Annotated in this window: 20 protein-coding genes and 1 pseudogene; 14 read left to right on the top strand and 7 right to left on the bottom strand. The window is 72.4% G+C overall.

Features of this window, described 5'->3' with window-relative positions:
* Positions 1 to 53: 53 nt before the first annotated feature.
* The 3 genes and pseudogenes from V5P93_RS32830 to secA form a co-directional block, all read left to right on the top strand.
* The gene (locus tag V5P93_RS32830; RefSeq protein ID WP_104478224.1) at positions 54 to 878 is read left to right on the top strand and encodes a ComF family protein; all 825 of its coding nucleotides are present in this window, start codon (positions 54 to 56) and stop codon (positions 876 to 878) included.
* Positions 879 to 2,321: 1,443 nt separating this feature from the next.
* The gene (gene hpf / locus V5P93_RS32825; protein WP_104478225.1) at positions 2,322 to 3,074 is read left to right on the top strand and encodes a ribosome hibernation-promoting factor, HPF/YfiA family; all 753 of its coding nucleotides are present in this window, start codon (positions 2,322 to 2,324) and stop codon (positions 3,072 to 3,074) included.
* An 826-nt stretch (positions 3,075 to 3,900) separates the two neighbouring features.
* Positions 3,901 to 6,418, top strand: a pseudogene (gene secA / locus V5P93_RS32820) (preprotein translocase subunit SecA); the annotation flags it as partial.
* A 942-nt stretch (positions 6,419 to 7,360) separates the two neighbouring features.
* Here the strand turns inward: secA and V5P93_RS32815 are convergent.
* Positions 7,361 to 7,795, bottom strand: coding sequence for an Rv3235 family protein (locus tag V5P93_RS32815; RefSeq protein WP_104478227.1), 435 nt, complete (start codon positions 7,793 to 7,795; stop codon positions 7,361 to 7,363).
* Positions 7,796 to 7,905: 110 nt separating this feature from the next.
* Here V5P93_RS32815 and V5P93_RS32810 point away from each other — a divergent pair, with 110 nt between their 5' ends.
* Positions 7,906 to 8,277, top strand: a complete 372-nt coding sequence (locus V5P93_RS32810; protein WP_104478228.1) for an HAD-IA family hydrolase — start codon at positions 7,906 to 7,908, stop codon at positions 8,275 to 8,277.
* Here the strand turns inward: V5P93_RS32810 and V5P93_RS32805 are convergent.
* Entirely contained in the window at positions 8,270 to 9,058 is a 789-nt protein-coding gene (locus V5P93_RS32805) for an RNA methyltransferase (protein ID WP_104478229.1), read from the bottom strand. The two genes, V5P93_RS32810 and V5P93_RS32805, sit on opposite strands and share 8 nt — an antisense overlap.
* A 68-nt stretch (positions 9,059 to 9,126) precedes the next feature.
* Here V5P93_RS32805 and V5P93_RS32800 point away from each other — a divergent pair, with 68 nt between their 5' ends.
* The 3 genes from V5P93_RS32800 (at position 9,127) to pruA (ending at position 12,873) form a co-directional block, all read left to right on the top strand.
* Complete coding sequence (locus V5P93_RS32800) at positions 9,127 to 10,539, top strand: wax ester/triacylglycerol synthase family O-acyltransferase (protein ID WP_104478230.1); 1,413 nt, start codon at positions 9,127 to 9,129, stop codon at positions 10,537 to 10,539.
* Positions 10,540 to 10,632: 93 nt separating this feature from the next.
* A complete protein-coding gene (locus V5P93_RS32795) occupies positions 10,633 to 11,136 on the top strand; it encodes a hypothetical protein (RefSeq protein ID WP_104478231.1) in 504 nt (167 codons plus the stop codon).
* A gap of 108 nt (positions 11,137 to 11,244) precedes the next feature.
* Positions 11,245 to 12,873, top strand: coding sequence for an L-glutamate gamma-semialdehyde dehydrogenase (gene pruA / locus V5P93_RS32790; RefSeq protein WP_104478232.1), 1,629 nt, complete (start codon positions 11,245 to 11,247; stop codon positions 12,871 to 12,873).
* Positions 12,874 to 13,212: 339 nt separating this feature from the next.
* Here the strand turns inward: pruA and V5P93_RS32785 are convergent, their stop codons facing one another.
* The 3 genes from V5P93_RS32785 to aroA are packed head-to-tail and all read right to left on the bottom strand — an operon-like array spanning position 13,213 to position 16,342.
* A complete protein-coding gene (locus V5P93_RS32785) occupies positions 13,213 to 14,043 on the bottom strand; it encodes a PhzF family phenazine biosynthesis protein (protein ID WP_104478233.1) in 831 nt (276 codons plus the stop codon).
* Positions 14,044 to 14,055: 12 nt separating this feature from the next.
* Positions 14,056 to 15,066 (bottom strand): ribosome small subunit-dependent GTPase A, encoded by a 1,011-nt coding sequence (gene rsgA, locus V5P93_RS32780; RefSeq protein WP_104478234.1) that lies wholly within the window; start codon positions 15,064 to 15,066, stop codon positions 14,056 to 14,058.
* Between the two features lies 1 nt (position 15,067).
* On the bottom strand, positions 15,068 to 16,342 hold the full coding sequence (aroA, locus tag V5P93_RS32775; protein ID WP_104478235.1) for a 3-phosphoshikimate 1-carboxyvinyltransferase: 1,275 nt from the start codon (positions 16,340 to 16,342) through the stop codon (positions 15,068 to 15,070).
* Between the two features lie 112 nt (positions 16,343 to 16,454).
* Between aroA and V5P93_RS32770 the strand changes: the two genes are divergently transcribed.
* The 4 genes from V5P93_RS32770 to V5P93_RS32755 all read left to right on the top strand — a co-directional run bounded on the left by V5P93_RS32770 (position 16,455) and on the right by V5P93_RS32755 (position 19,130).
* Positions 16,455 to 17,213, top strand: a complete 759-nt coding sequence (locus tag V5P93_RS32770; protein ID WP_104478236.1) for an SOS response-associated peptidase — start codon at positions 16,455 to 16,457, stop codon at positions 17,211 to 17,213.
* Positions 17,213 to 17,833: an alpha/beta family hydrolase gene (locus tag V5P93_RS32765; RefSeq protein WP_104478237.1), complete on the top strand. Its 621-nt coding sequence runs from the start codon at positions 17,213 to 17,215 to the stop codon at positions 17,831 to 17,833. The genes V5P93_RS32770 and V5P93_RS32765 overlap by 1 nt, the downstream gene beginning before the upstream one ends.
* 128 nt (positions 17,834 to 17,961) lie before the next feature.
* Complete coding sequence (locus V5P93_RS32760; RefSeq protein ID WP_104478238.1) at positions 17,962 to 18,804, top strand: hypothetical protein; 843 nt, start codon at positions 17,962 to 17,964, stop codon at positions 18,802 to 18,804.
* Between the two features lie 122 nt (positions 18,805 to 18,926).
* Positions 18,927 to 19,130 (top strand): hypothetical protein, encoded by a 204-nt coding sequence (locus V5P93_RS32755; RefSeq protein ID WP_104478239.1) that lies wholly within the window; start codon positions 18,927 to 18,929, stop codon positions 19,128 to 19,130.
* Between the two features lie 12 nt (positions 19,131 to 19,142).
* Here the strand turns inward: V5P93_RS32755 and ybaK are convergent, their stop codons facing one another.
* Positions 19,143 to 19,619 carry a Cys-tRNA(Pro) deacylase gene (gene ybaK / locus V5P93_RS32750; protein WP_104478335.1) on the bottom strand — a complete coding sequence of 159 codons (477 nt, stop codon included), beginning with the start codon at positions 19,617 to 19,619 and terminating at the stop codon, positions 19,143 to 19,145.
* A 207-nt stretch (positions 19,620 to 19,826) separates the two neighbouring features.
* Between ybaK and V5P93_RS32745 the strand changes: the two genes are divergently transcribed.
* Together V5P93_RS32745 and rsrA are read left to right on the top strand one after the other, a co-directional pair.
* Positions 19,827 to 20,441 carry a sigma-70 family RNA polymerase sigma factor gene (locus tag V5P93_RS32745; protein ID WP_104478240.1) on the top strand — a complete coding sequence of 205 codons (615 nt, stop codon included), beginning with the start codon at positions 19,827 to 19,829 and terminating at the stop codon, positions 20,439 to 20,441.
* Positions 20,438 to 20,749: a mycothiol system anti-sigma-R factor gene (rsrA, locus tag V5P93_RS32740; RefSeq protein WP_104478241.1), complete on the top strand. Its 312-nt coding sequence runs from the start codon at positions 20,438 to 20,440 to the stop codon at positions 20,747 to 20,749. Before V5P93_RS32745 ends, rsrA begins: the two co-directional genes overlap by 4 nt.
* Before the next feature lie 86 nt (positions 20,750 to 20,835).
* Here the strand turns inward: rsrA and V5P93_RS32735 are convergent, their stop codons facing one another.
* Complete coding sequence (locus V5P93_RS32735) at positions 20,836 to 20,910, bottom strand: 50S ribosomal protein bL37 (RefSeq protein WP_096498094.1); 75 nt, start codon at positions 20,908 to 20,910, stop codon at positions 20,836 to 20,838.
* A gap of 154 nt (positions 20,911 to 21,064) precedes the next feature.
* On the opposite strand from V5P93_RS32735, the gene V5P93_RS32730 reads away from it, so the two are divergent.
* Positions 21,065 to 22,576 (top strand): sensor histidine kinase, encoded by a 1,512-nt coding sequence (locus tag V5P93_RS32730; protein WP_104478242.1) that lies wholly within the window; start codon positions 21,065 to 21,067, stop codon positions 22,574 to 22,576.
* The last annotated feature ends 98 nt before the right edge of the window (positions 22,577 to 22,674 follow it).

The following is a 22,674-nucleotide window of genomic DNA, read 5'->3' as shown; positions in this document are numbered from 1 at the left end:
CCCCTGTGGACAACTTTTCGCGGAGCTCCCCGATTTCCGCCACAGTGGTCCACATGAACCCGCGAACCGCACTCGACCTGCTGCTGCCCCGCTACTGCGCGGGCTGCGCCCACCCCGCGACCGACTGGTGCCCGGCCTGCGGGGAGACCCTGGCGGGCCTGCACGAGGTCCACCGGACCGCCACCCGCGCCGGCCCCAGGGTCTTCGCCCTGGCCCCCTACGCGGGTCCGGTCCGCCGGGCGATCCTCGCGTACAAGGAGAAGGCCCGGGTGCGCCTCGCCGTCCCTTTGGGACAGGCGCTGGCCCGCGCCGTCCCCCGCTTGGCCGCGCGCCTGCTGTCCACGCGCCCCGCGGCCACCCCACCCGCTCCGTCCACACGCGACCCCTCATTCGCGGCCGACCCCTCGCCCCGGGCTGCCACCTCACCCTGGGGCGCCCCCTCACCCATGCCCGTCATCGCATCCGGGGTGCCCGATCACCCCGATCCGAACCCACCAACCCCGAACCAGGCGCTCTGGCTGATCCCAGCCCCGTCCCGAGACGCCACCGCCCGACGCCGCGGCGGCCACCACATGCTGCGGGTGGCCGACGAGGTCAGCCGGGCCCTGGGGGAGCGCGGCATCCAGGCAAGGGTCACCCCCGCCCTACGACTCGGCTGGCGCGCCGGGGACTCCGTCGGCCTGTCCCCCGAGGCCCGCGCGCACAACCTGGAGTCCCACCTGTCGGTGGACCCAACCCTGACCCCGCCACCGGGCGCCCCCATCCTCGTACTCGACGACGTGGTGACGACCGGTTCCACGGCCGCCGCCTGCGGTCGAGCCTTAGCCGGGGTCGACCGACCGGTCCTCGCCGTACTCGCCTGCGCCGCCACCGTCTGACCCCGAGCAGCGCCCCACGCGGTGGTCCCTTGGCGCACGGTGGTTTGGCAGCCCAGCCCCCAGGCGAGGCAGTCAGGTGGCATCTCGCCATCACGAGTCATGCGGGCGACGTAGCCGGCGTGTTTGACCGGCAAGGACGTCTGGTTGGTCCTTGTCGGTTGGGGCGTGGGCTTCTGCCGACGCACTGCTGCCTCGCCTGTTCCGGCCTCGACGACAGCGACCCACCTTCCACGGCGCTGGCCTGTGGGTAGGGACCGGGCACAGCGACAGGCACTCCCTGTGCGCCGCGACCCGTTGTCCGCGACCAGGCACGTTCTCCCGGTTGCGGGGCCGCCGGTGGAACCACACGGCTCCTGGACCACGGCCCGCGATCCGGATAGGTGCGGCAACCATCGTGCTCGACTGCCCCTTGCTGACATCCCCACGACTATGGAAGGTGGTCGTCCGGGCGTGCCGCTGCCCAACCTCGAGGCCGGCTCGTGGCGGGTCTCTGTCCCGCTCGTGCTGGGACAACACGCGTTCGCGTGCCGGGCACGTCCAAGCGGCGTGGGATCAAGTGCCGCTACGCCGGTTGACTTCTGCCGTTCGTGGGGACACTCCCGTTGTGCTTACTACTTGGGGGCGCCGGTCCTCGACACCGTCGCGTCCGATGGCGGATCCGGTCTCGGTTCCCCGCCGGGTTGTACCTCTTCTGGTACTTGACGACGTGGTGGCCGCGGAATCAACCGCCGCAGCCCGGCGGTCAGGTGTCAGCCGAGGCAGACCGGTGGTGCTCTTCGGCCACTCCCGAGGAAGGGGACGGCTCCTGGTGGATCCGACCCTGGTCGGCGCTGGGTCGGCGTCGTGGCCCGCGGTGGGGCGGCAACCGGGGGTACCGGCCGGTACTCGCTGTGCGCGGTCGCGTTGCGACTGGTTGATCCCAGATACCGGAATGCCCGGATACCTCCGAAAGAGTGAACGGGTTCCGGGAACCCTGGGCCGTTCGGGTCCGTTGGCTGGATATGCGGGCGAACGCGGAACAGGTCCAGAGCCTCTTGGCTCAGCCGTGGACGCCGGTCGCCGGATCGCGACGCACCGCTGCTCGTCCGGTCGGATTGCGCCGTCGGGATGAACCGCGACGCGGACGATCGGGCGCGCCGTACCGGGCATGGCCCTGCGTGACCGCTGGGTTGTCGCTCGGTGTCACTCTGGGTCGCGAACGGATGTCGCCCGCCCCGGGGGCTGTTGTTCGAACCGAACCCGGGCTAGCGTTCTGCGCTATCACCGTTCCCGGTTGGCAGGGAGGAGGCGAGGAGCCCATGACCCTGGTGCCGGTGGAGCGCTGACCCGGCGGGGAATCCCCCGAGGTCACGTCCTGTCCTGGACTTGGAATCCAGACCAGCCCGGCGCCGAGGCTTCACATGTTGCGGAACCAGTACTCGCCGACAGCGAGGGAGGTCGTGTATGGACATCGTGGTTAAGGGCCGAAACGTGGAGGTTCCGGAGCACTACCGGATTCACGTCGAGGAGAAGCTGAGCCGTCTGGAGCGCTACGACCGCAAGGTCATCCGCTTCGACGTCGAGCTCTTCCATGAGCCCAACCGCAGGCAGTCGAAGAACTGCCAGCGGGTCGAGATCACCGGCATGGGCAAGGGTCCGGCGGTGCGCGCCGAGGCGTGCGCGGGCGACTTCTACGCCGCGCTGGACCTGGCGGTGACCAAGCTGGAGAACCGGCTGCGCAGGGTGCACGACCGCAGGCGCGTGCACCACGGACGCCGGACCCCGGCCTCGGTCGGCCAAGCGATATCCGCCGCGGCGGGCGGCGACCGCCGCACCGCGCTGACCACCGTGCTCGAAGCCCCCGACGCCGCCGACCTCGCCCACGACGGCGAGCTCAACGGCAGCAGCAGACTCCGCAACGGCAACGGGCACAACGGAAACCAGTACAACGGAAGCGAACTCGACGGCGACTTCGGCAGCGTGCGGCTGCCCGAGCAGCGGTGGGAGGAGGCCGAAGGGGACAGTGACAGCGACCTCCCGGGCCGTGTGGTGCGCCAGAAGGAGCACCCGGCCAAACCCATGACCGTCGACCAGGCCCTCTACGAGATGGAGCTCGTGGGCCACGACTTCTACCTGTTCGCCGACGCCGACACCGGCATCCCCAGCGTCGTCTACCGCCGCCGGGCCTTCGACTACGGCGTCATCAAACTCGTCTGACCGTCACCCGACCAACCCTTCCCCGGGCCCGCCCCCACGGCACCCGGGCACCAACCGACGACCAGCCCCGGAGGCCCAACGCCTCCGGGGCATCGTCCTGCCCGCCTGAGCCCCACGCACCTCGCGCGGCTCCGCTTCCCGCCTCCACTGCGTGATAGCCGAGCCGCCGCGCGTGTCATCTATGCCTACTGTCGGGGCATTGGTCTTGCCTGGCCTCGCCAGGTCGTCCGGCCCATCTCGCCCTGAGCCCGCGCGCCTCGCGCGGCTTCGCCTCCCATCCCCATTGCGGGCGGCCGCTGCCCCTGCCCCGCTACGCCCGAGTCACTGGCGCGAGCGACCACGCTGGGGGACCGGTGCTCGACGGTCGACGAAGGACGCGCCCGGCTCCGCGCAAGCGGTGGGCGCCACCTGGGAGCCCTGGTGGTCCGCGAGTGGTGGGCGCGGTGGTAGGCAGCGGGCGGGCGGAGGTGGAGCTGTCCGGGTCTGAACCACAGACGTCGAGTCGGCGACCGTCGCCCGATCGGGGGGATGCCGACCGGGACCGGCGCCCGCCCCGAACAGCCGGTCCCGCCTGGTCAGGGCACATCGAACCGCACCCGGTCCGGGGTCGGCGGACCCGCGACCTCGAGCGTTCCCATTTGCCAGGTCGGCCAAGGGCGGAACCCCACGCCACCGTGAACCGTTGACGCTGAGGTGTGGGTCACCCGGGTAGCCTGCGCGGCGCCCCAGGCGAGCGTCGGTGCACGGCGCGCGCCGGGTTGCCTACGATGACCTACAGGAGCGCCCGTGGCGGGTGCACGACTATCAGCTAGCGAGGTCGACTCGGATGGTGCTGTCCCGGATCCTGCGCGCGGGCGAGGGCAAGATGCTCAAGCGACTGCGCAACATCGCAGCGCACATCAACTCGCTGGAGGACGATGTCGTCGGGCTCAGCGACGAGGACCTGCGCGGCAAGACCGAAGAGTTCAAGAAGCGCTACGCCGGGGGCGAGTCCCTCGACGAGCTGCTCCCCGAGGCGTTCGCGGTGGCCCGCGAGGGCGCCAAGCGGGTGCTCGGCCAGCGGCACTTCGACGTCCAGCTGATGGGTGGCGCCGCGCTGCACCTCGGGCAGGTCGCCGAGATGCGCACCGGTGAGGGCAAGACGCTGACCGGTGTGCTGCCCGCCTACCTCAACGCCCTCTCCGGTGACGGCGTGCACGTCATCACCACCAACGACTACCTCGCCAAGCGCGACGCGGAGTGGATGGGGCGCATCCACCGCTTCCTCGGCCTGACCGTCGGCGTGATCCTGGCCGACATGACCCCGGCCCAGCGCCGCGAGGCCTACGCCTGCGACATCACGCACGGCACGAACAACGAGTTCGGCTTCGACTACCTGCGCGACAACATGGCCTGGTCGCTCGACGACATGGTGCAGCGCGGCCACAACTTCGCCGTGGTCGACGAGGTCGACTCCATCCTGATCGACGAGGCCCGCACGCCGCTGATCATCTCCGGCCCGGCCGACCAGTCGTCGCGCTGGTACCAGGAGTTCGCCCGGCTCTCCCCGATGCTGCGCCGCGACACCCACTACGAGGTCGACGAGCGCAAGCGGACGGTCGGCGTCACCGAGAAGGGCGTCGCGCTGGTCGAGGACCAGCTCGGCATCGAGAACCTGTACGAGGCGGCCAACACCCCGCTCGTCGGCTACCTCAACAACGCGCTCAAGGCCAAGGAGCTGTACAAGCGCGACAAGGACTACATCGTCCGCAACGGCGAGGTCCTGATCGTCGACGAGTTCACCGGTCGCGTGCTCTCCGGTCGCCGCTACAACGAGGGCATGCACCAGGCCATCGAGGCCAAGGAGAACGTGGAGATCAAGGCCGAGAACCAGACGCTGGCCACGATCACCCTGCAGAACTACTTCCGCCTCTACACCAAGCTCGCGGGCATGACCGGTACCGCGGAGACCGAGGCCGCGGAGTTCCACAACACCTACAAGCTCGGCGTCGTGCCCATCCCGACGAACCGGGACATGGTCCGCAAGGACCAGGCCGACCTGATCTACAAGACGGAGGAGGCGAAGTTCCTCGCCGTCGCCGAGGACATCGCCGAGCGGCACGAGGCGGGCCAGCCGGTGCTGGTCGGCACGACCAGCGTCGAGCGGTCGGAGTACCTGTCGAAGCTGCTGGTCAAGGCGGGCGTGCCGCACAACGTGCTCAACGCCAAGCACCACGAGAAGGAAGCCGCGATCATCGCGGGCGCCGGGCACAAGGGCGCGGTCACCGTGGCGACCAACATGGCCGGCCGCGGTACCGACATCGTGCTCGGCGGCAACCCGGAGCACATCGCCGAGGAGGTGCTGCGCGAGCGCGGCCTCGACCCGGAGGAGACCCCCGAGGAGTGGCGCGCCGCGCTGCCCGCCGCGCTGGAGAAGGCGCAGGAGGCGGTCAAGGCCGAGAAGATCGAGGTGCAGGCCGCGGGCGGGCTGTACGTGCTGGGCACCGAGCGGCACGAGTCGCGGCGCATCGACAACCAGCTGCGCGGTCGCTCCGGCCGCCAGGGCGACCCCGGCGAGTCGCGGTTCTACCTGTCGCTGGGCGACGAGCTGATGCGGCGGTTCAACGCGGGCATGGTCGAGCGGGTCATGACCGTGATGAACGTGCCCGAGGACCAGCCGATCGAGGCCAAGATGGTCACCCGCGCGATCAAGAGCGCGCAGACCCAGGTCGAGCAGCAGAACTACGAGATCCGCAAGAACGTCCTCAAGTACGACGAGGTCATGAACAAGCAGCGCCAGGTCATCTACGGCGAGCGCAGGCGCGTGCTCGAGGGCGAGGACCTCAGCGAGCAGATCCAGCACATGATCACCGACGTGGTCTCGGCGTACGTGGTCGGCGCCACCGCGGGCGGCTACGCCGAGGACTGGGACCACGTCAAGCTGTGGACCGCGCTCAAGACGCTGTACCCGATCTCCCTGGACTGGGAGCGCCTGGTCGAGGAGGCCGAGGCCGAGGGCAGCGACATGGACCACGAGTACCTGCACAGGGCCATCACCGATGACGCCCTCGCCGCCTACCAGGCGCGCGAGGCGGAGATCGACGGCCGGGTCGGCGAAGGCGCGATGCGGCAGGTGGAGCGGCAGGTCATGCTGTCGGTCCTGGACCGCAAGTGGCGCGAGCACCTCTACGAGATGGACTACCTCAAGGAGGGCATCGGCCTGCGCGCCATGGCCCAGCGCGACCCGCTGATCGAGTACCAGAAGGAAGGCTTCGACATGTTCGGCGCGATGCTCGACGCGCTGAAGGAGGAGACCGTCGGGTACCTGTTCAACGTGCCGGTCGAGCCCGCCGAGCCCGCGCCGCCGGTCCAGCTCGCGGCCCAGCCGACGGCGCTGCCGTCGGTGAGCGGGCCGAGCCCGGAGGAGCAGGCCAGGCAGGCCGAGTTGCGGGCCCGCCAGGCGCGCGCCGCCGAGCACCAGCGGCGCGCCCAGGCCGAGGAGGCCGCGGCCACCAACGCGGGGGAGAAGCTGCCGCCCGCGCTGCGCAGCAAGGGCTTCGGCGCGCCGCCGCAGCAGCCGCTGAGCTACACCGGCCCCGCCGAGGGCGGCGGCGTCGAGTCCCACTCCGAGTCCGCCGCCGACGGCGACGCGGGCAGCGGCACCCGTCGCGAGCGCAGGCAGCAGGCCCGCGACCAGGCCAAGAAGGGCCGCAAGGGCCCGCGCCGCTGACCCACCGAGTACGACTCCACTGGCCCGCGAGTACCCACTCGCGGGCCAGTGTCGTGTTTGGATCCTCCCGGTGCCCGGTGCCCGGTGCCCGGTGCCCGGTGCCCGGTGCCCGGTGCCCGGTGCCCGGTGCCCGGTGCCCGGTGCCCGGTGCCCGGTGCCCGGTGCCCGGTGCCCGGTGCCCGGTGCCCGGTGCCCGGTGTGTGGCCTGTAGCCGGCATGGCATCCGGCAGCTGGCATCCGAAAGCTTGGCGGCCGGGCAGCCTGTGCGGCTCGTGGCCAGTGGCCTGCTGCCCAGCGGCGGCCCGTGGGCGTGGGCCGGATGATCATGGGCGGCCTCCGGCCCCCGGAATCGAGTTCACCGGCGGGGGCTGACAAAACCGGGGCCGTGAGTGGTGGGCTGTGGACAACTTGGTCGGGGCTGTGCACAACTCGGGCCAGGGAAGGGCCCCGGGTCGTGCGGTTTGCGGTCCACGGTCCCGCAGTCGGGTGGACGCGGAGCCGTGGGCTGCCTGCCCCGCGCCGGCCTGCCCGGCGAGTTCGGTGTGCGGCCGGTGGTCCGTGCCCGGTGCAGGGCACGTCAGAAGCCGACCGGGCGGAGGAGGGTGCAGATCCAGGTGCCGGAGGTTTGTTCCAGGCGGCCTGCCAGGGCTTGGAGGCGCCATTTCGTTGTTCGGTCCAGGGGGTGGACGCGGATGGTGGCTGCTATTTCGACGATGCCCGGTGCCGGTTCGAAGGTGTGCAGGGTGGAGAGGCGGTGGTGGGTGCGGGGGTTGTGGGTTCTGGTCAGCATGGCCTCGTACACCTGCGGCGCCAGCGACGCGTGCAGGTGGGCCAGGGGGCGTCTGCCGTCCAACGCCTCCAGGAGCATGGTCAGCATCCGCCAGGTGGTGTGGCGGGTGGGGGTGGCTATGGTCCAGCGCGGGCCCGGCACCCAGGCCGGGGGTGTGGTCCACCGCTCCTCGAAGGCCTCGGGGACGGGGGTGTCGTAGTCGGGGACGGGCTCGATCCGCAACCTGGGCTCCTTCCTGGGGTCACCAGGTCAGGGCGCCCGGGGGCGGCGGCTCGCGACAGCGCGCACCTCATGTGGTGAACGGTGTCCGGGTGCGGGGACAATCGGCGCTCGTGGAGTACGAAGCACTGGTGGTCGACTACGCCGGGGTGTTCACCGAGGCGGGTATCCCCGAGCTCGTGGCGCGGGTGCGGGCGTCGGGCAGGCGCACGGCGTTGTTGTCCAATGCGGACTCCGTGCCGCGCGGGCTGCCGGACGTCTTCGACGCCGTGGTCGTCTCCGGGGTCGTCGGCGTCGCCAAACCCGACCCCGGGATCTACCGCCGCGCCGCCGAAGCGCTCGGTGTCGAGCCCGGGGTCTGCGTCTTCGTCGACGACGTGGCGGCCTACGTGCGCGGGGCCGCCGCGGTCGGGATGACCGGGGTGCACCACATCAGTACTGAGTCCACAGTGGACGAGGTGGGCATCCTCCTCGGACTCAGCTGACCCGGCGGCGGACCAGTTCGAAGCACAGCACCGCCGCGGCCGAGGCCACGTTCAGCGACTCCACGCCGCCCGCCATCGGGATCGACACCCACCGGTTGACGTGGGCGCGCACGCCCTCGCTCACCCCGTCCGACTCGCTGCCCAGCACGAACGCCACCCGCTCCGGGACGTCCGCGTCGAACACCGACTTGCGGGCGCCCGCGTCCATCGCGTACAGCGGGTACCCGGCCGCGCGCAGCTCCGCCGCCGCCTCCTCCGCCGTCGCGCACCGCAGCACCGGGGCGGTGAACGCCACCCCGGCCGACGCCTTCACCACCAGCGGATCGATGCCCGCCACCCCGCGCCGGGGCACCACGATGCCGCCGATGCCCGCCGCCGTCGCGGTGCGCAGGATCATGCCGACGTTGGCCGGGGTGGTGATCCCGTCCAGCAGCAGCACGGTCGAAGGGCGCTTGCCCGCCAGCGCGTCGGTCAGCCTGCGCATCCGGGGCGCGACCACGTCGGCGAGCACGCCCTGGTCCTGCTTCCCGTTGCCCGCCAACACCTTCACCCGGTGCGGCGTGGCCCGCTGCACCGGCACCCCGCGGGCCCGCGCGGCGTCGAGGATCTCCCGGGCGGCCGGGCCGTGCGCGTTGTCGGCGAGCACCACCTTGTCCACCGACAGTCGGGTATCCGCCAAGGCCTCCAGGACGGGCTTGCGGCCGTATACCGTGACGAACCGGTCCTTGGGCGAGTCGGACCGGGGAGGGGCGAGGGGCTCACGTGACACGACACGCAGCATCCCACGTCCACCGGTCGCCCCCACCCGCTCACCCGTTCCGGGTGGCCCGCGTGTGCCAGGATCGGGCCATGCCCGACCGCCTGTCCGCCCTCGACGCCTCCTTCCTCTACCTGGAGGACCAGGCGACGCCGATGCACGTCGGCGGGGTCGCGGTGTTCCGCAGGCCGAAGGCGGGCTTCGACTACGACGGCCTGGTCGCGCTCATCGAGCAGCGCCTGCCGCTGGTCCCGCGCTACCGGCAGCGGGTTGCCCAGGTCCCCGGGCGGCTGGCCCGGCCGGTCTGGGTGGACGACCCGGGCTTCGACGTCACCTACCACGTCCGCCGCTCCGCGCTGCCCCGCCCGGGCAGCGACAGCCAGTTGTACGACCTGGTCGCGCGCCTGCTGGCCCGGCCGCTGGACCAGACCCGGCCGCTGTGGGAGGCGTACCTGGTCGAGGGCCTGGCGGGCGGGCACGTCGCGCTGATCACCAAGACCCACCTGGCCCTGGTCGACGGCATCCGCACGATCGACTTCGGCCAGGTCATCCTGGAACCCGACCCGCACCCCACCGAGCCGGACCCGGACGAGGAGCCGTGGGTGCCGCGCAGGCTCCCCGGGCCCACCCGGCTGCTGCTCGACGCGGTCACCGAGACCGTGCACCGGCCCGCCGAGGTGGTGGAGAACGTCCGGGCCGCCATCGCCGACGCCACGGCCACCACCCGCAAGGTCACCGGCGTGCTGGGCACCCTGGTATCCGCGATCGGGGTGGCCACCCGGCCCGCGCCCGCCGGGCCGCTCAGCGCCACCGTGGGCAAGGCCCGCCGCTACGCCGTGGCCCGGGCCCGGCTCGACGACCTGCGGGGCGTGCGCGCCCGGCACGGCGGCACGGTCAACGACGTGGTGCTGGCCGTGGTCTCCGGCGCCCTGCGGGCCTGGCTGCTGTCCCGGGGCGAGCAGCTGACCTCGGCCACCACCGTGCGCGCGCTGGTCCCGCTGGCGGTGCGCGACGGCGGCGCCGACGGCACCGTGCCCGGCATGCTCGGCAACCAGGTCAGCCCGCAGCTGGTCGACTTACCCGTGGGCGAACCCAACCCGTTCGTGCGGTTGCAGCACATCAGCCACGCGCTGCGCCCGCACGGTGACTCGGGCCGGTCGGTGGCCGCGTCGGCGCTGCTGCGGGTCGGTGGGTTCGCCCCGCCGACGCTGCACTCGCTGGGCGCGCGGGCCGCCGCCTCCGTCGCCGGGCGGATCTTCACCGTGGTGGTCACCAACGTGCCCGGCCCGCAGGTCCCGCTGTACGCGGGCACCGCGCGGATGACCGCGATGTTCCCCGCCATGCCGCTGACCAAGAACCAGGCGCTGGCCATCGGGGTCACCTCCTACGACGGCGGGGTGTTCTTCGGCCTGACCGGCGACCGCGCCGCGATGTCCGACGTGGACGCGCTGGCGCGGATGCTGGAAGAGTCCGTCGAGGAACTGCTGGCGGCGGTGAAGGCGTGACGGGCCCGGTGGCTGTGGGACCGTTGTCCAGGCGTGATGAGTTCGTCGACCGTGGGAACGTGATGAGTCCCATGACTGTGAGAGCGTGATGAGTTGAGGGTGTACATACCGGCCACGGTGGCCATGCTGCGCGAGCTGAGCGCCAACGGCGAGCTCGCCGCGATCGGCGGCACCGCGTTCGCGCTGACCCCGGCCCTGCGCGAGTCCTACGCGACCGGGGGCGACGAGGAGTTGGAGTACGCGGCCATGCTCGACGCCGCGCGGGCGTCGCTGCGCCTGCTGGGCGCCGAGCTGGAGCGCGACCCGGAGGCGCTGATGCGCCGCGCGGTGGTCTCCGCCGACGTCGACGGCGCCGAGCTGCGCTCCGACCTGGACTACGCGGTGGTGAAGCTGGCGGGCCCGGTGCAGCTCAAGGTGGTCGCCGCGATCCACCTGGACACCGAGGAGGCCCAGGACGCGGTGCGCGACGCCGTGGCCGCGGTGGACGCCGCCGACCTCGGCGACCCCGACGCGGAGTTCGTGCTCGGCGAGGCCGAGGACCACGAGCTGGCCTGGTACGCCGCCCAAGAGCTGCCGTTCGTGCTGGAGCTGCTGTAACCGCAGTTCATCCCATGACAGGATGTAGGCGAGTGCGTTGGCCACGAGCACGCCACCCGCCAGAGTGATCGACACCCCACCTCTTCCACACAGGAGGCGAGCCACACGATGGACGCCGTTTCGTCCGTTCCCGACCCGACCAACGAGCCGATCAACTCCTACGCGCCGGGCACCCCGGCCCGGGAGTCGTTGCGGCGCCGGATCGCGGAGCTGGAGGCCGAGCAGGCCGAGCTGACCATGACCATCGGCGGCGTCCAGCGGTTCGCGGGCGGTGACCGCGTGCACGTGGTCCAGCCGCACGACCACCAGCACGTCCTCGGTGTCACCGCGCAGGCCACCGCGGCCGACGTGACCGACGCCGTCGCCGCGGCCAAGTCCGCCGCCCCGGCCTGGCGCGAGCTGCCCTTCGACGAGCGCGCCGCGGTCCTGCTGCGCGCCGCCGACCTGCTCGCGGGCCCCTGGCGCGACACGATCAACGCCGCGACCGTCCTCGGCCAGTCCAAGTCGGCCCAGCAGGCGGAGATCGACAGCGCCTGCGAGCTGATCGACTTCTGGCGCTACAACGTGTCCTTCGCGCGCCGGTTGATCGAGGAGCAGCCCGCGTCGTCCCCGGGCATGTGGAACCGCTTCGACCACCGGCCGCTGGACGGGTTCGTCACCGCGATCACGCCGTTCAACTTCACCGCCATCGCGGGCAACCTGCCCACTGCCCCGGCGCTGATGGGCAACACGGTCGTGTGGAAGCCGTCGCCGACCCAGCAGCTCGCCGCGCACTACACGCTGCGCCTGCTCGAGGCCGCGGGCCTGCCCCCCGGTGTGATCAACATGGTCACCGGCGACGGCCAGGCGCTCTCCGAGGTCGCGCTGACCGACCCGGACTTCGCCGGCCTGCACTTCACCGGCTCGACCCGCACCTTCAAGCACCTGTGGCGGACCATCGGGGACAACCTCGACACGTACCGCTCGTACCCGCGCATCGTCGGCGAGACCGGCGGCAAGGACTTCGTCGTCGCGCACGCCTCCGCCGACCCGGCGGCCGTCGCCATCGGCCTGGTCCGCGGCGCGTTCGAGTACCAGGGCCAGAAGTGCTCGGCCGCGTCCCGCGCCTACATCGCCCGGTCCGTCTGGGAGGGCGGCGTCCGCGACCAGCTGGTCGACGTGACCAAGTCGCTGTCCTACGGCGACGTCACCGACTTCGACCACTTCGGCGGCGCGGTCATCGACGCCCGGGCCTTCGCCAAGCACAAGGACGCGCTGGCCGCCGCCGCGGCGAACTCGTCGATCGAGGTGCTCGCGGGCGGCACGGCCGACGACTCGGTGGGCTACTTCGTCCAGCCGACCGTCCTGCTCGGCAGCGACCCCCTCCAGGACGTGTTCACCACCGAGTACTTCGGCCCGATCCTCGCCGTGCACGTGTACGAGGACGCCGAGTACGCCAAGGTCCTGGAACTGGTCGACTCCTCGTCGCCCTACGCCCTCACCGGCGCCGTGTTCGCCACCGACCGCACCGCCGTCGAGCAGGCCCACAAGGCCCTGCGCTTCGCCGCGGGCAACTTCTACGTCAACGACAAGCCCACCGGCGCCGTCGTCGGCCAGCAGCCCTTCGGCGGCAGCCGCGCCTCCGGCACCAACGACAAGGCGGGCTCGATCTACAACCTCCAGCGGTGGGTGAGCCCCCGGTCGATCAAGGAGACCTTCGTCCCCCCGACCGACCACCGCTACCCGCACATGGGCTGATCAAGTGGACCTCGGGGGCCCGCCGACCCGTCGGCGGGCCCCCGAGCCGTTCCGGCCCGAACCGCGCCAAGGCTCCCCGCCGCGCACCACCGCGCCCGCGCCGTCGCCGTGCCGAACTGCTCTCGCCCCGAGTCGTTCCTGCCCTGAGGCGCTCCACCGCCCGCGCCAGCCCCGAGTCGTTCCTGCCCGAGGCGCTCCGCCGCCCGCGCCAGCCGCGAGTTGTGCACAGCCCCGGCCCGGGTTGTCCACAGCCCACCGCTCACGGCCCCGGTTTTGTCGGCCCCCGCCGGTAAACTCGATTCCGGGGGCCGGAGGCCGCCCATGATCACCCGAGGGTGGTCAGAGCCGAACCGCCGTGCCCGTGATGTGGATCCCCGAGGCGGGGTCCGACGGGATCGACACCGTGATCACTCCCGGCCGCCCCATGTCGTCGCCCTGGTGGATCGTCAGCGCCGCGGGCAGTTCGACCAGCCCCAGTTCCCGCAGGTACCCGCCCAGCGCCGCGGCGGACGCGCCCGTCGCCGGGTCCTCCACGACACCACCCGGCGGGAACGGGTTGCGGGAGTGGAAGACCACGTCGGACTCGCGGTGCACCAGCTGGATCGTCGTCCACTCCTCCCGCGCCATCAGCTCGCTCAGCGCGGCGAAGTCGTAGGCCAGGTCCGCCAAGCGCGCGCGGGTCCGGGTGACCAGGACCGGGTGCCAGGCACCGGCGTACGCCGCGCGCGGCGGGTAGTCCGGGTGCAGGTCGTCGGCCGACCAGCGCAGCGCGGCCAGCAGCTCGTCGAGCGCGCGCAGCTCCCCGGTCCGCGGCGCGACGCTGACCAGGGTCGCGGTGAAGACCTCCGGCTCGACCTCGGTCGTGGCGACCTCCACCAGCCCGGCGCGCGTGTGCAGCCGCAGCGGGCCCGGGCCGTGCGCGGCGGCGTGCGCGATCGTGGCGGCGATGGTGGCGTGGCCGCAGAACGGGATCTCGACCAGCGGGCTGAAGTAGCGCACGTCCAGGTCGCCGTCGGCGCGGGGCAGCAGGAACGCCGTCTCCGAGTAGCCGACGCGGGCCGCCGCTGCCTGCATCTCCTCGTCGGTCTCGCCGGTGGCGTCGAGGACGACACCGGCGGGGTTGCCGCCGTCGGGGTGGTCGGTGAAGGCGGTGTACCTGAGGATCTCCACGCCGCCATCATGTCATTCGTCGGCGCCCGCCTTCGACACCAACAGCCTGCGCAAGGACTCCAGCCGCCCCGCTGTGGCCTCGCCGCCCTCGACCACCGTGTCCAGGTAGCAGCCCGGGTCCTCCGGCGCCCCGAGGTGGCCGCAGCCCGGCGGGCACTCCTCGGCGGCGGCCACGAACTCCTCGAACGCGGCCACGATGTCGCCCGGTTCGATGTGCGCCAACCCGAACGAGCGGATCCCGGGCGTGTCCACCACCCACCCGCCGCCCGGCAGCGGCAGCGCCACGGCCGAGGTCGACGTGTGCCTGCCCTTGCCGACCCCGCTCACCGCGCCGATCGCCCGCGCCGCGTCCGGCACCAGCCGGTTGACCAAAGTGGACTTCCCCACCCCGGAGTGGCCGACCAGCGCCGAGACCCGGTCGGCGAGGTGCTCGCGCAGCACGTCCGGCTCCACGTCGTGCCGGGTGACCACGGCGGGCAGGTCCAGTTCCGCGTACCGGGCCAGCAGCGGCGCCGGGTCGGCCAGGTCCGCCTTGGTCAGGCACAGCAGCGGCGCCAGCCCACCCGCGAACGCCGCCACCAGGCAGCGGTCGATGAACCCCGTGCGCGGCTGCGGGTCGGCCAGCGCGCAGACGATCAGCAGCTGCTCGGCGTTGGCCACCACGACGCGCTCGAACGCGTCGGTGTCGTCGGCGGTGCGGCGCAGGACGCTGGTGCGGTCGGCCACCCGGACGATCCGCGCCAGCGTGTCCGACGCGCCGGTGGTGTCGCCGACGAGGTCGACCTGGTCGCCGACGACCACCGGCGTGCGGCCCAGTTCCCGCGCCCGCATCGCCACCACCAGGTGGCCCGGGTCGCGGTCGACCGCGCACGTCCAGCGGCCCCGGTCCTTGCCCACCACCATCGCGCCGACCGCGTCGGCGTGCTCCGGGCGGCGTTTGCTGCGCGGCCTGCTGCCCTTGCCGGGGCGGACGCGGACATCGGCCTCGTCGAGCCTGCTCCAGTCCCCGCGCCTGCCCGCCACGTCAGTTGCCTTCCGCGCCCGCCAGCATTCGCGACCACATCCCCGGGAAGTCCGGCATGGTCTTGGCCGTCGTGGCGATGTCGTCGACGGCGACACCGTCCACGACCAGGCCCACGATCGCGCCCGCGGTCGCCATCCGGTGGTCGGCGTAGGCCTTCCACGGGCCGCCGCGCAGCGCGGCGGGGCGGATCTCGATGCCGTCCGCGGTCTCGTTGGCGTCCCCGCCCAGCCCGGTGATCTCCGCGACCAGCGCGGCGAGCCGGTCGGTCTCGTGGCCGCGCAGGTGCGCGATGCCCCGCAGCCGCGACGGGCTGTCGGCCAGCGCGGCCAGCGCGGCGACCGTCGGGGTCAGCTCGCCGACGTCGCGCAGGTCGATGTCCACACCGGACAGCCTGCCCGGTCCGCGCACGGTCAGCGCGCCGTCGGCCAGCACGGCCTCGGCGCCCATCCGGGTGAGGATGTCCCGGATCGCGTCGCCGGGCTGGGTCGTCGCGGACGGCCACCCGGTGACGGTCACCTCGCCGCCGGTCACCGCCGCGGCGGCCAGGAACGGGGTGGCGTTGGACAGGTCCGGCTCGACCACCCAGTCGACCGCGCCGACCGGCCCCGGCTCGACCCGCCAGGTGTTCGGCTCGCTGTCGTCGACCACCACGCCCGCCCGGCGCAGCAGCTCGACGGTCATATCGATGTGCGGCATCGACGGCACGGGCGCGCCGTCGTGGTGCAGGGTGAGTCCCTTGTCGTAGCGGGCGCCGGAGAGCAGCAGCCCGGAGACGAACTGGGAGGAGGCCGAGGCGTCGATGGTGATCACGCCGCCCGGCAGCGCGCCGGTGCCCGCCAGGGTGAACGGCAGCGCGTCGCCCGCCACGTCCGCGCCGAGCGCGCGCAGGGCGCCCAGGATGGTGCCCATCGGCCGCTCCCGGGCCCGCGGGTCGCCGTCGAAGCGGACCTCGCCGTCGGCCAGCACCGCCGCGGGCGGCACGAACCGCATGACCGTGCCCGCGAGACCGCAGTCGATCTCGCCGCCGCCGCGGAAGCCGTCGTGCGCCCCCACCCGGACCGTCGAGCCGTCCGCCTCGACCGGCACGCCGAGCGCGCGCAGGGCCGCGACCATCAGCTCCGCGTCCCGCCCCTCGACCGCCCCGGTCACCGTGCTCGCGCGGCCGCTGAGCGCGGCCAGCACCAGCACGCGGTTGGTGATCGACTTGGATCCGGGGACGGTGACGGTGGCGTGCACGGGCGTGGCGGCGAGGGGCGCTGACCATGGCTGCGGCATGCGGCAATCCTCCCGCACCCACCGCCCGCGCGGGTTACCGGCTCGCACCTGTCAGTCTGGCATGTCACGATGCGCCCACGCCCTGGGCGCGGAGAGGGGAGGTGGATCGGCCGTGTGTGGAAGGTACGCGTCGGCCAAGGACCCCGCCACGCTCGCCGCGGAGTTCGACGCGGTCGACGCCATGGGGGACCAGGCGCCGGATCTGGACTACAACGTCGCCCCGACGAAGAACGTCGTCGCCGTCGTGCAGCGGCACCCCCGCGCGGAGGACGGCACGGTCGACGACTCCACCACCGAGCGCACCTTGCGGGTGATGAAGTGGGGTCTGGTGCCCGCGTGGTCCAAGGACGCGTCCGGCGGCGCCCGCATGATCAACGCCAGGTCGGAGAGCGCGGCCGAGAAGCCCGCCTTCAAGAAGTCCCTCGCCCAGCGCCGCTGCCTCATCCCCGCCGACGGCTGGTACGAGTGGCGCCGGGACAGGTCGGCCAAGCAGCCGTTCTACACCACCACCCGCGACGGCAGCAGCCTGGCGATGGCGGGCCTGTGGACCACCTGGCGGGACAAGACCGACCCGGCCGCCCCGGTGCTGATCACCTGCGCGGTGCTCACCACCGACGCCGTCGGCCCGATCGCCGAGATCCACGACCGGATGCCGCTGCTGCTCGGCCGCGACGCCTGGCCGGGCTGGCTGGACCCGGACGCCACCGAGGTGGCCGAGCTGCTGGCGCCGCCGTCGTGGGACATCGTGGACGCGCTGGAGATCCGGCCCGTGTCGCGGGCGGTCAACAGCGTGCGCAACAACGGCCCGGAGCTGCTCGCCCCGCTGGCCACCGACCTCGACCAAGCCGAACCCGACCTGTTCGAGGCCTGATGAACCGCACCGAGCTGGCGACCCCCCACGGCCCCGCGGTCGCCGAACTGCACTGCGCGCCGGAGGGCCGTGCGGGTCTGCTGCTCGGGCACGGCGCGGGTGGCGGCGTCGACGCCCCCGACCTGGTCGCGGCCACCCGCGGTGCCACCGCTGCGGGGGTGCACGTGGCGCTGGTGGAGCAGCCGTACCGGGTGGCCGGTCGGCGCGCGCCCGCCCCGGCCCGGCAGCTGGACACCGCCTGGCTGTCGGTGGTCGAGCAGCTGTCCACGCTGTGGTTCGACGGGTTGCCGCTGGTCTTCGGCGGTCGCTCGTCCGGCGCCCGGGTGGCCTGCCGCACCGCCGAGGCCGGGGAGGCCGTCGGTGTCGTGTGCCTGGCGTTCCCCGTGCACCCGCCGGGCAAGCCGGAGAAGACCCGGCAGCCGGAGTTGGACGCGGTGCGGGTGCCTACACTGGTCGTGCAAGGCTTGGCCGACCCGTTCGGCCAACCCGGCGCCGCGCACCTGCGCGACGTCGTGGGGTTGCCCGGCGACCACGCGCTGAAGCGGGACCTGCCCGCCGTCTCGCGGGCCGTCGAGGAGTGGCTGCACCGGGTCCTGCGGCCGCTCGACCAGCTCGACTGAAGCGATCTAGCCACGTCGATGCCGAGCTGAGACCTGGGGAACAGAACCGCGTCACGTAATGATGCGTCTATAGGTGCGTCGATACGTCAAAGCGCACCTGAATCATCTTCTGAGGGGAAGAAAACTTCATGGGCTTCACCAAGACGAAGCTGCTGGTCGCGGTCACCGCGTCCGCGCTCGTGCTCACCGCGTGCTCCGACTCGAACTCCGGTGGCGCGGGCGGGCTCGGCGCGGGCCCGGGTCTGGGGTCGGGCTCCGGCGCGGGCGCGCCCACGCCGGGCAAGGCGGGTGGCACCAACTCGCTCAAGGGCCTCGCCGACACGGTGAAGGACAAGAGCGCGGTCAAGCCCAGCGTCCACATGGAATACACCGTGAACGCCCAGGGCATGGAGATCACGGGCGAGGGCGACATGGACCTCGGGTCCGAGCTCGCCATGCAGATGAAGATGGACATGCCCACGGGCAGCGTCGAGGTCCGCCTGGTCGACCGCGTGATGTACGTCAAGATCCCGCAGGCCGCGCAGACCGGCAAGCCGTGGGTGAAGGTCGACCTCGACGGCACCAGCGCGACCGCCAAGCAGCTCTCGGGCATACTCGACAGCTCGCAGCAGACCAACCCGACCAAGATCCTCGAGCAGCTCGGCGACGCGGGCGAGATCACCTCCACCAAGGAGGAGACCGTCGACGGCGTGCAGACCACCCGCTACTCGATCACCGTGCAGGTGTCGAAGCTCAAGGACAAGGCCATGGGCATGAGCGAGGACGCGCTGTCCCAGCTCCAGGCCTCCGGCGTCAAGGAGCTGCCGGTCGACGTCTGGATCGACCAGGACGGCCTGCCGGTCAAGTACCAGGTCGAGATGACCATCGCCGGGCAGAAGGTCAAGACCGTCGCCACCTACAAGGACTGGGGCAAGCCGGTCACCATCAAGGCGCCGCCCGCCTCCCAGGTCGGCGAGCTGCCGGGCAGCTGACGCCCGCGCCAGGCTCGTGGAGCGCCCCCGCAGGGATGACCTGTGGGGGCGCTCCGCCGTTCGGGGGTGCATGATCTCGGCTGGGCCGCCCCACCCGGGGTGGTCGGAGGTGGAGGAGCGCGGTGGACGACGAGGACGAGGAAGACGAGCTGGACGAGGTCCCGGGCCGGTTGCAGACGATCTGCCCGTACTGCGGGGGTGGCGGCATGGTCGCCGACCCGAAGCTGACCATCGTCGGCGGTAGCCCGCGCACGGTGGACAACGGCCGGTCCTGCGGGCACTGCAAGACCGTGGGGCACTTCCCGGGGATCGTGCCCCCGCTCTAGCCGGGATGGTCGCTACCGCGCGGCGATGGCGGCCACGGTCGCGTCCGCCAAGGCGACCAGGTCGGCGGCGGCCAGTTCGATCTCCAGCCCGCGGCGCCCGCCGGAGCAGAACATCGTCGGGTGTTCCTGCGCCGAGGCGTCGACCACGGTGCGCAAGCGCTTGCGCTGGCCGAGTGGGGAGATGCCGCCCGCGACGTACCCGGTGGTCCGCTCCGCCAGCGCCACCTCGGCCATCTTGGCCTTCTTCCCGCCCACCGCGGCGGCAAGCGCCTTCAGGTCGAGCTGCGCGTCCACCGGTACGACCCCCACGGTGAGCACCCCGTCGACCTCGGCGAGCAGCGTCTTGAACACCCGCTCCGGGGCGACGCCCAGGGCCGCGGCGGCCTCCAGGCCGTAGGACTCGCGGGGGTCGTGCTCGTAGGAGTGCAGCTTGTGGGCGATCTTGCGCTTGGCCAGCAGCACGGTCGCCGGCGTTCCCTGTCCTGCCACCCGGGCAGCGTAGATGCCCCCCAACACACCCTTGGGAATGCCGCGCGGGCCGCGCGCGTTCTCCCGGGTGTGCTCACCCAGGAACTCCCCGAAGCGCGTCCGGCGGCGGCCCGTCCGGGTCGCGGCAGGGCCCGCTCGGGCCGCGTAAGCTCGACTACGACTTATGCGCACCCGAAGACGGGTGCGCGAGCACCTGGAAGGAGTGCGGTGCCCCGCAGCGGAACCCATGCGCCGGACGCGCCGGAGACCCCGGCCTCGCGGGCGGCGCGGTTCGAGCGCGACGCCATGCCGCTGCTCGACCAGCTGTACTCCGCGGCACTGCGGATGACGCGCAACCCGGCCGACGCCGAGGACCTGGTCCAGGAGACCTACCTGAAGGCCTTCGCCGCCTTCGAGTCCTTCTCGGCCGGGACCAACCTCAAGGCGTGGTTGTACCGCATCCTCACCAACACCTACATCAACTCGTACCGCAAGAAGCAGCGGCAGCCCGTGCAGGCGCCGACGGACGAGATCACCGACTGGCAGCTCGCGAAGGCCGAGAGCCACACCTCCACCGGGCTGCGCTCGGCCGAGGCGGAGGCCATGGACGCGCTGCCCGACGACGACGTCAAGCACGCGCTGCAACAGCTCCCGGAGGACTTCCGGCTCGCGGTGTACCTCGCCGACGTCGAGGGATTCGCCTACAAGGAGATCGCCGAGATCATGGGCACGCCGATCGGCACCGTGATGTCGCGCCTGCACCGCGGCAGGCGCCAGCTGCGCGAACTGCTCGCCGACGTCGCCCGCGACCGCGGGTTCGCCCGGGAGGTGACGGGTTCGTGAGCTGCGAGGGCAACCACGAGACCGACTGCTCGGACGTGCTCGCCGAGGTCTGGAGCTTCCTCGACCGCGAGTGCGACGTCGACCGCAGGGTGGCGCTGCAGCGCCACCTCGACGAGTGCAGCCCCTGCCTGGAGCAGTACGGGCTGGAGGAGCACCTGAAGCTGCTGCTGGCCCGCAAGTGCGGCGGCGACCAGGCACCGGACGAGTTCCGGGAGCGGCTGCGCGCCTCGATCCGGCAGACGGTCATCCAGCACCGCGGTGTCGAGATCGAGCTCACCCGCGCCACGGTCGAGCGCGGCGAGAACTGAGCCCGGTCGCCCACCGCCCGACCACGCCAAGAGGCCCCGGTACCCGTCAAGCGGGTCCACCGGGGCCTCTCTTCGTCGCTGATCGCTCAGGCGTTGGGGCGCTTGCCGTGGTTCGCGCCACCCTTCTTGCGGTCACGACGCTTGCGGGCGCGCTTCGACATCGGTGCCTCCTGTAGAGCGTTTGGCTTGAGCTGCTGATTTTGCCACGTCCGGGTTGTGGTCCCGACCTGGCCCGTGGTGCTCCGGCCGGTCGGGCCGCGCCGTGGGGGAGGATGGGGTTTCGAACCCGTCAACCGCAGCCCGGAGTGGAGTCGCGTGTCCACGCTCTCTGACCTGCTCGCCGAGCACACCGGTGTCTCCGGTGGCGCCGTCGACCACCTGCAGACCGTGGTGGCCGAGTGGCAGATGCTCTCCGACCTGTCCTTCGCCGACTTCCTGCTGTGGGTGCCCGAGGCCGCCGGGCACGACGCGCCGCCCGCGCCGGGCACCGAGGCGCGCTTCATCTGCGTCGCGCAGGCCCGCCCGACCACCGGGCCGACCGCGCACCCCGAGGACGTGGTGGCCAGCCACACGAGCGCCGAGGAGCACCCGCAGCTGCGCCGGGCGATCGTCGAGCGGCGGATCTGCCGCGAGGAGGATCCGCGCTGGTACCTGGGGGTACCGGTGCGCCGGGAGGCCATCCCGGTCAAGTTCGGCGGCGAGGTCGTCGCCGTGCTCTCGCGCGAGACGAACCTGGCCGTGCCGCGGGTGCCGAGCGCGCTGGAGATCGCGTACCTGGGCATCGCGGGCGACCTGTGCCAGATGGTGGCCGACGGCACGTTCCCGACCACCGAGCCGTCACCGGACGTGCACACCAGCCCGCGCGTCGGCGACGGCCTGATCCGGCTCGACACCTCGGGCGCGGTCGTGTTCGCCAGCCCGAACGCGCTGTCGGCCTACCACCGCATGGGCCACGCCTCGGACCTGGTCGGGGTGCGGCTGGCCCCGCTGACCCGGTCGCTGATCGCGGACCCGTTCGACGCGACCGAGGTGGCGCAGCGGATCCTGTCCGCGCTCGAGGGCCAGCCGGGCATGCGCACGGAGGCCGAGTCGCGGCGCGGCGCGGCGGTGCTGTTCCGCGCGCTGCCGCTGCGGCCCGGTGGGAAGGCGGCGGGCGCGCTGGTGCTGTGCCGCGACGTCACCGAGGTGCGTCGGCGCGACCGCGCGCTGCTGTCCAAGGACGCGACGATCCGCGAGATCCACCACCGGGTCAAGAACAACCTGCAGACCGTGGCCGCGCTGCTGCGGTTGCAGTCGCGGCGCACGAGCAGCCCCGAGGCCAAGGAGGCGCTGGCCGAATCGGTGCGCCGGGTGGCCGCCATCGCCATGGTGCACGAGACGCTGTCCACGGCGGTAGACGAACGCGTGGACCTGGATTCCTTGGTGGACAAGGTAATCCCGGTCGTGGGTGACGTCGCGGTGGCGGAGAGCCACGTGAAGGTCCGCAAGAGCGGGCAGTTCGGGGTGGTCGCCGCCGAGACCGCGACGCCGCTGGTGATGGTGCTGACGGAGCTGATCCAGAACGCCGTGGAGCACGCGTTCCCGCCGGGCAGCTCGGGCGAGGTGGTGGTCTCCGCCACCCGCTCGGCGCGCTGGCTCGACGTCGTGGTGGCCGACGACGGCCGCGGCCTGCCGAGCGGCTTCTCCCTCGAGCGGGCCAACGGCCTCGGCCTGCAGATCGTCCGCACGCTGGTCGAGTCGGAGCTGCGCGGCACGCTCTCGCTGCGCAGGCGCGAGCACACCGGTACCGAGGCGGTCCTGCGCGTACCGCTTTCGCACCGGCGGTAATCGCCGGAATTGGACAGTTTGCCGGTCACTGGCGAATTCCCATTGACGGGTGCTGCCCGAGAGGTTAACGGGAAAAGAACAAGGGCCCGTCGGCGCTT

This window comes from Actinokineospora auranticolor (assembly GCF_041897805.1).
GTDB lineage: Bacteria > Actinomycetota > Actinomycetes > Mycobacteriales > Pseudonocardiaceae > Actinokineospora > Actinokineospora auranticolor.
The sequence above is the reverse complement of the archived record's forward strand: the minus strand, read 5'-3'. Positions and strand labels throughout refer to the sequence as shown.

Excerpts from the sequence above, each read along its gene's own strand:
- V5P93_RS32830 (WP_104478224.1), top strand. The coding sequence starts at position 54 with ATGAACCCGCGAACCGCACTCGACCTGCTGCTGCCCCGCTACTGCGCG.
- hpf (WP_104478225.1), top strand. The coding sequence starts at position 2,322 with ATGGACATCGTGGTTAAGGGCCGAAACGTGGAGGTTCCGGAGCACTAC.
- V5P93_RS32805 (WP_104478229.1), bottom strand. The coding sequence starts at position 9,058 with ATGCTGCGTGTCGTGTCACGTGAGCCCCTCGCCCCTCCCCGGTCCGAC.
- V5P93_RS32800 (WP_104478230.1), top strand. The coding sequence starts at position 9,127 with ATGCCCGACCGCCTGTCCGCCCTCGACGCCTCCTTCCTCTACCTGGAG.
- pruA (WP_104478232.1), top strand. The coding sequence starts at position 11,245 with ATGGACGCCGTTTCGTCCGTTCCCGACCCGACCAACGAGCCGATCAAC.
- aroA (WP_104478235.1), bottom strand. The coding sequence starts at position 16,342 with ATGCCGCAGCCATGGTCAGCGCCCCTCGCCGCCACGCCCGTGCACGCC.
- V5P93_RS32765 (WP_104478237.1), top strand. The coding sequence starts at position 17,213 with ATGAACCGCACCGAGCTGGCGACCCCCCACGGCCCCGCGGTCGCCGAA.
- V5P93_RS32760 (WP_104478238.1), top strand. The coding sequence starts at position 17,962 with ATGGGCTTCACCAAGACGAAGCTGCTGGTCGCGGTCACCGCGTCCGCG.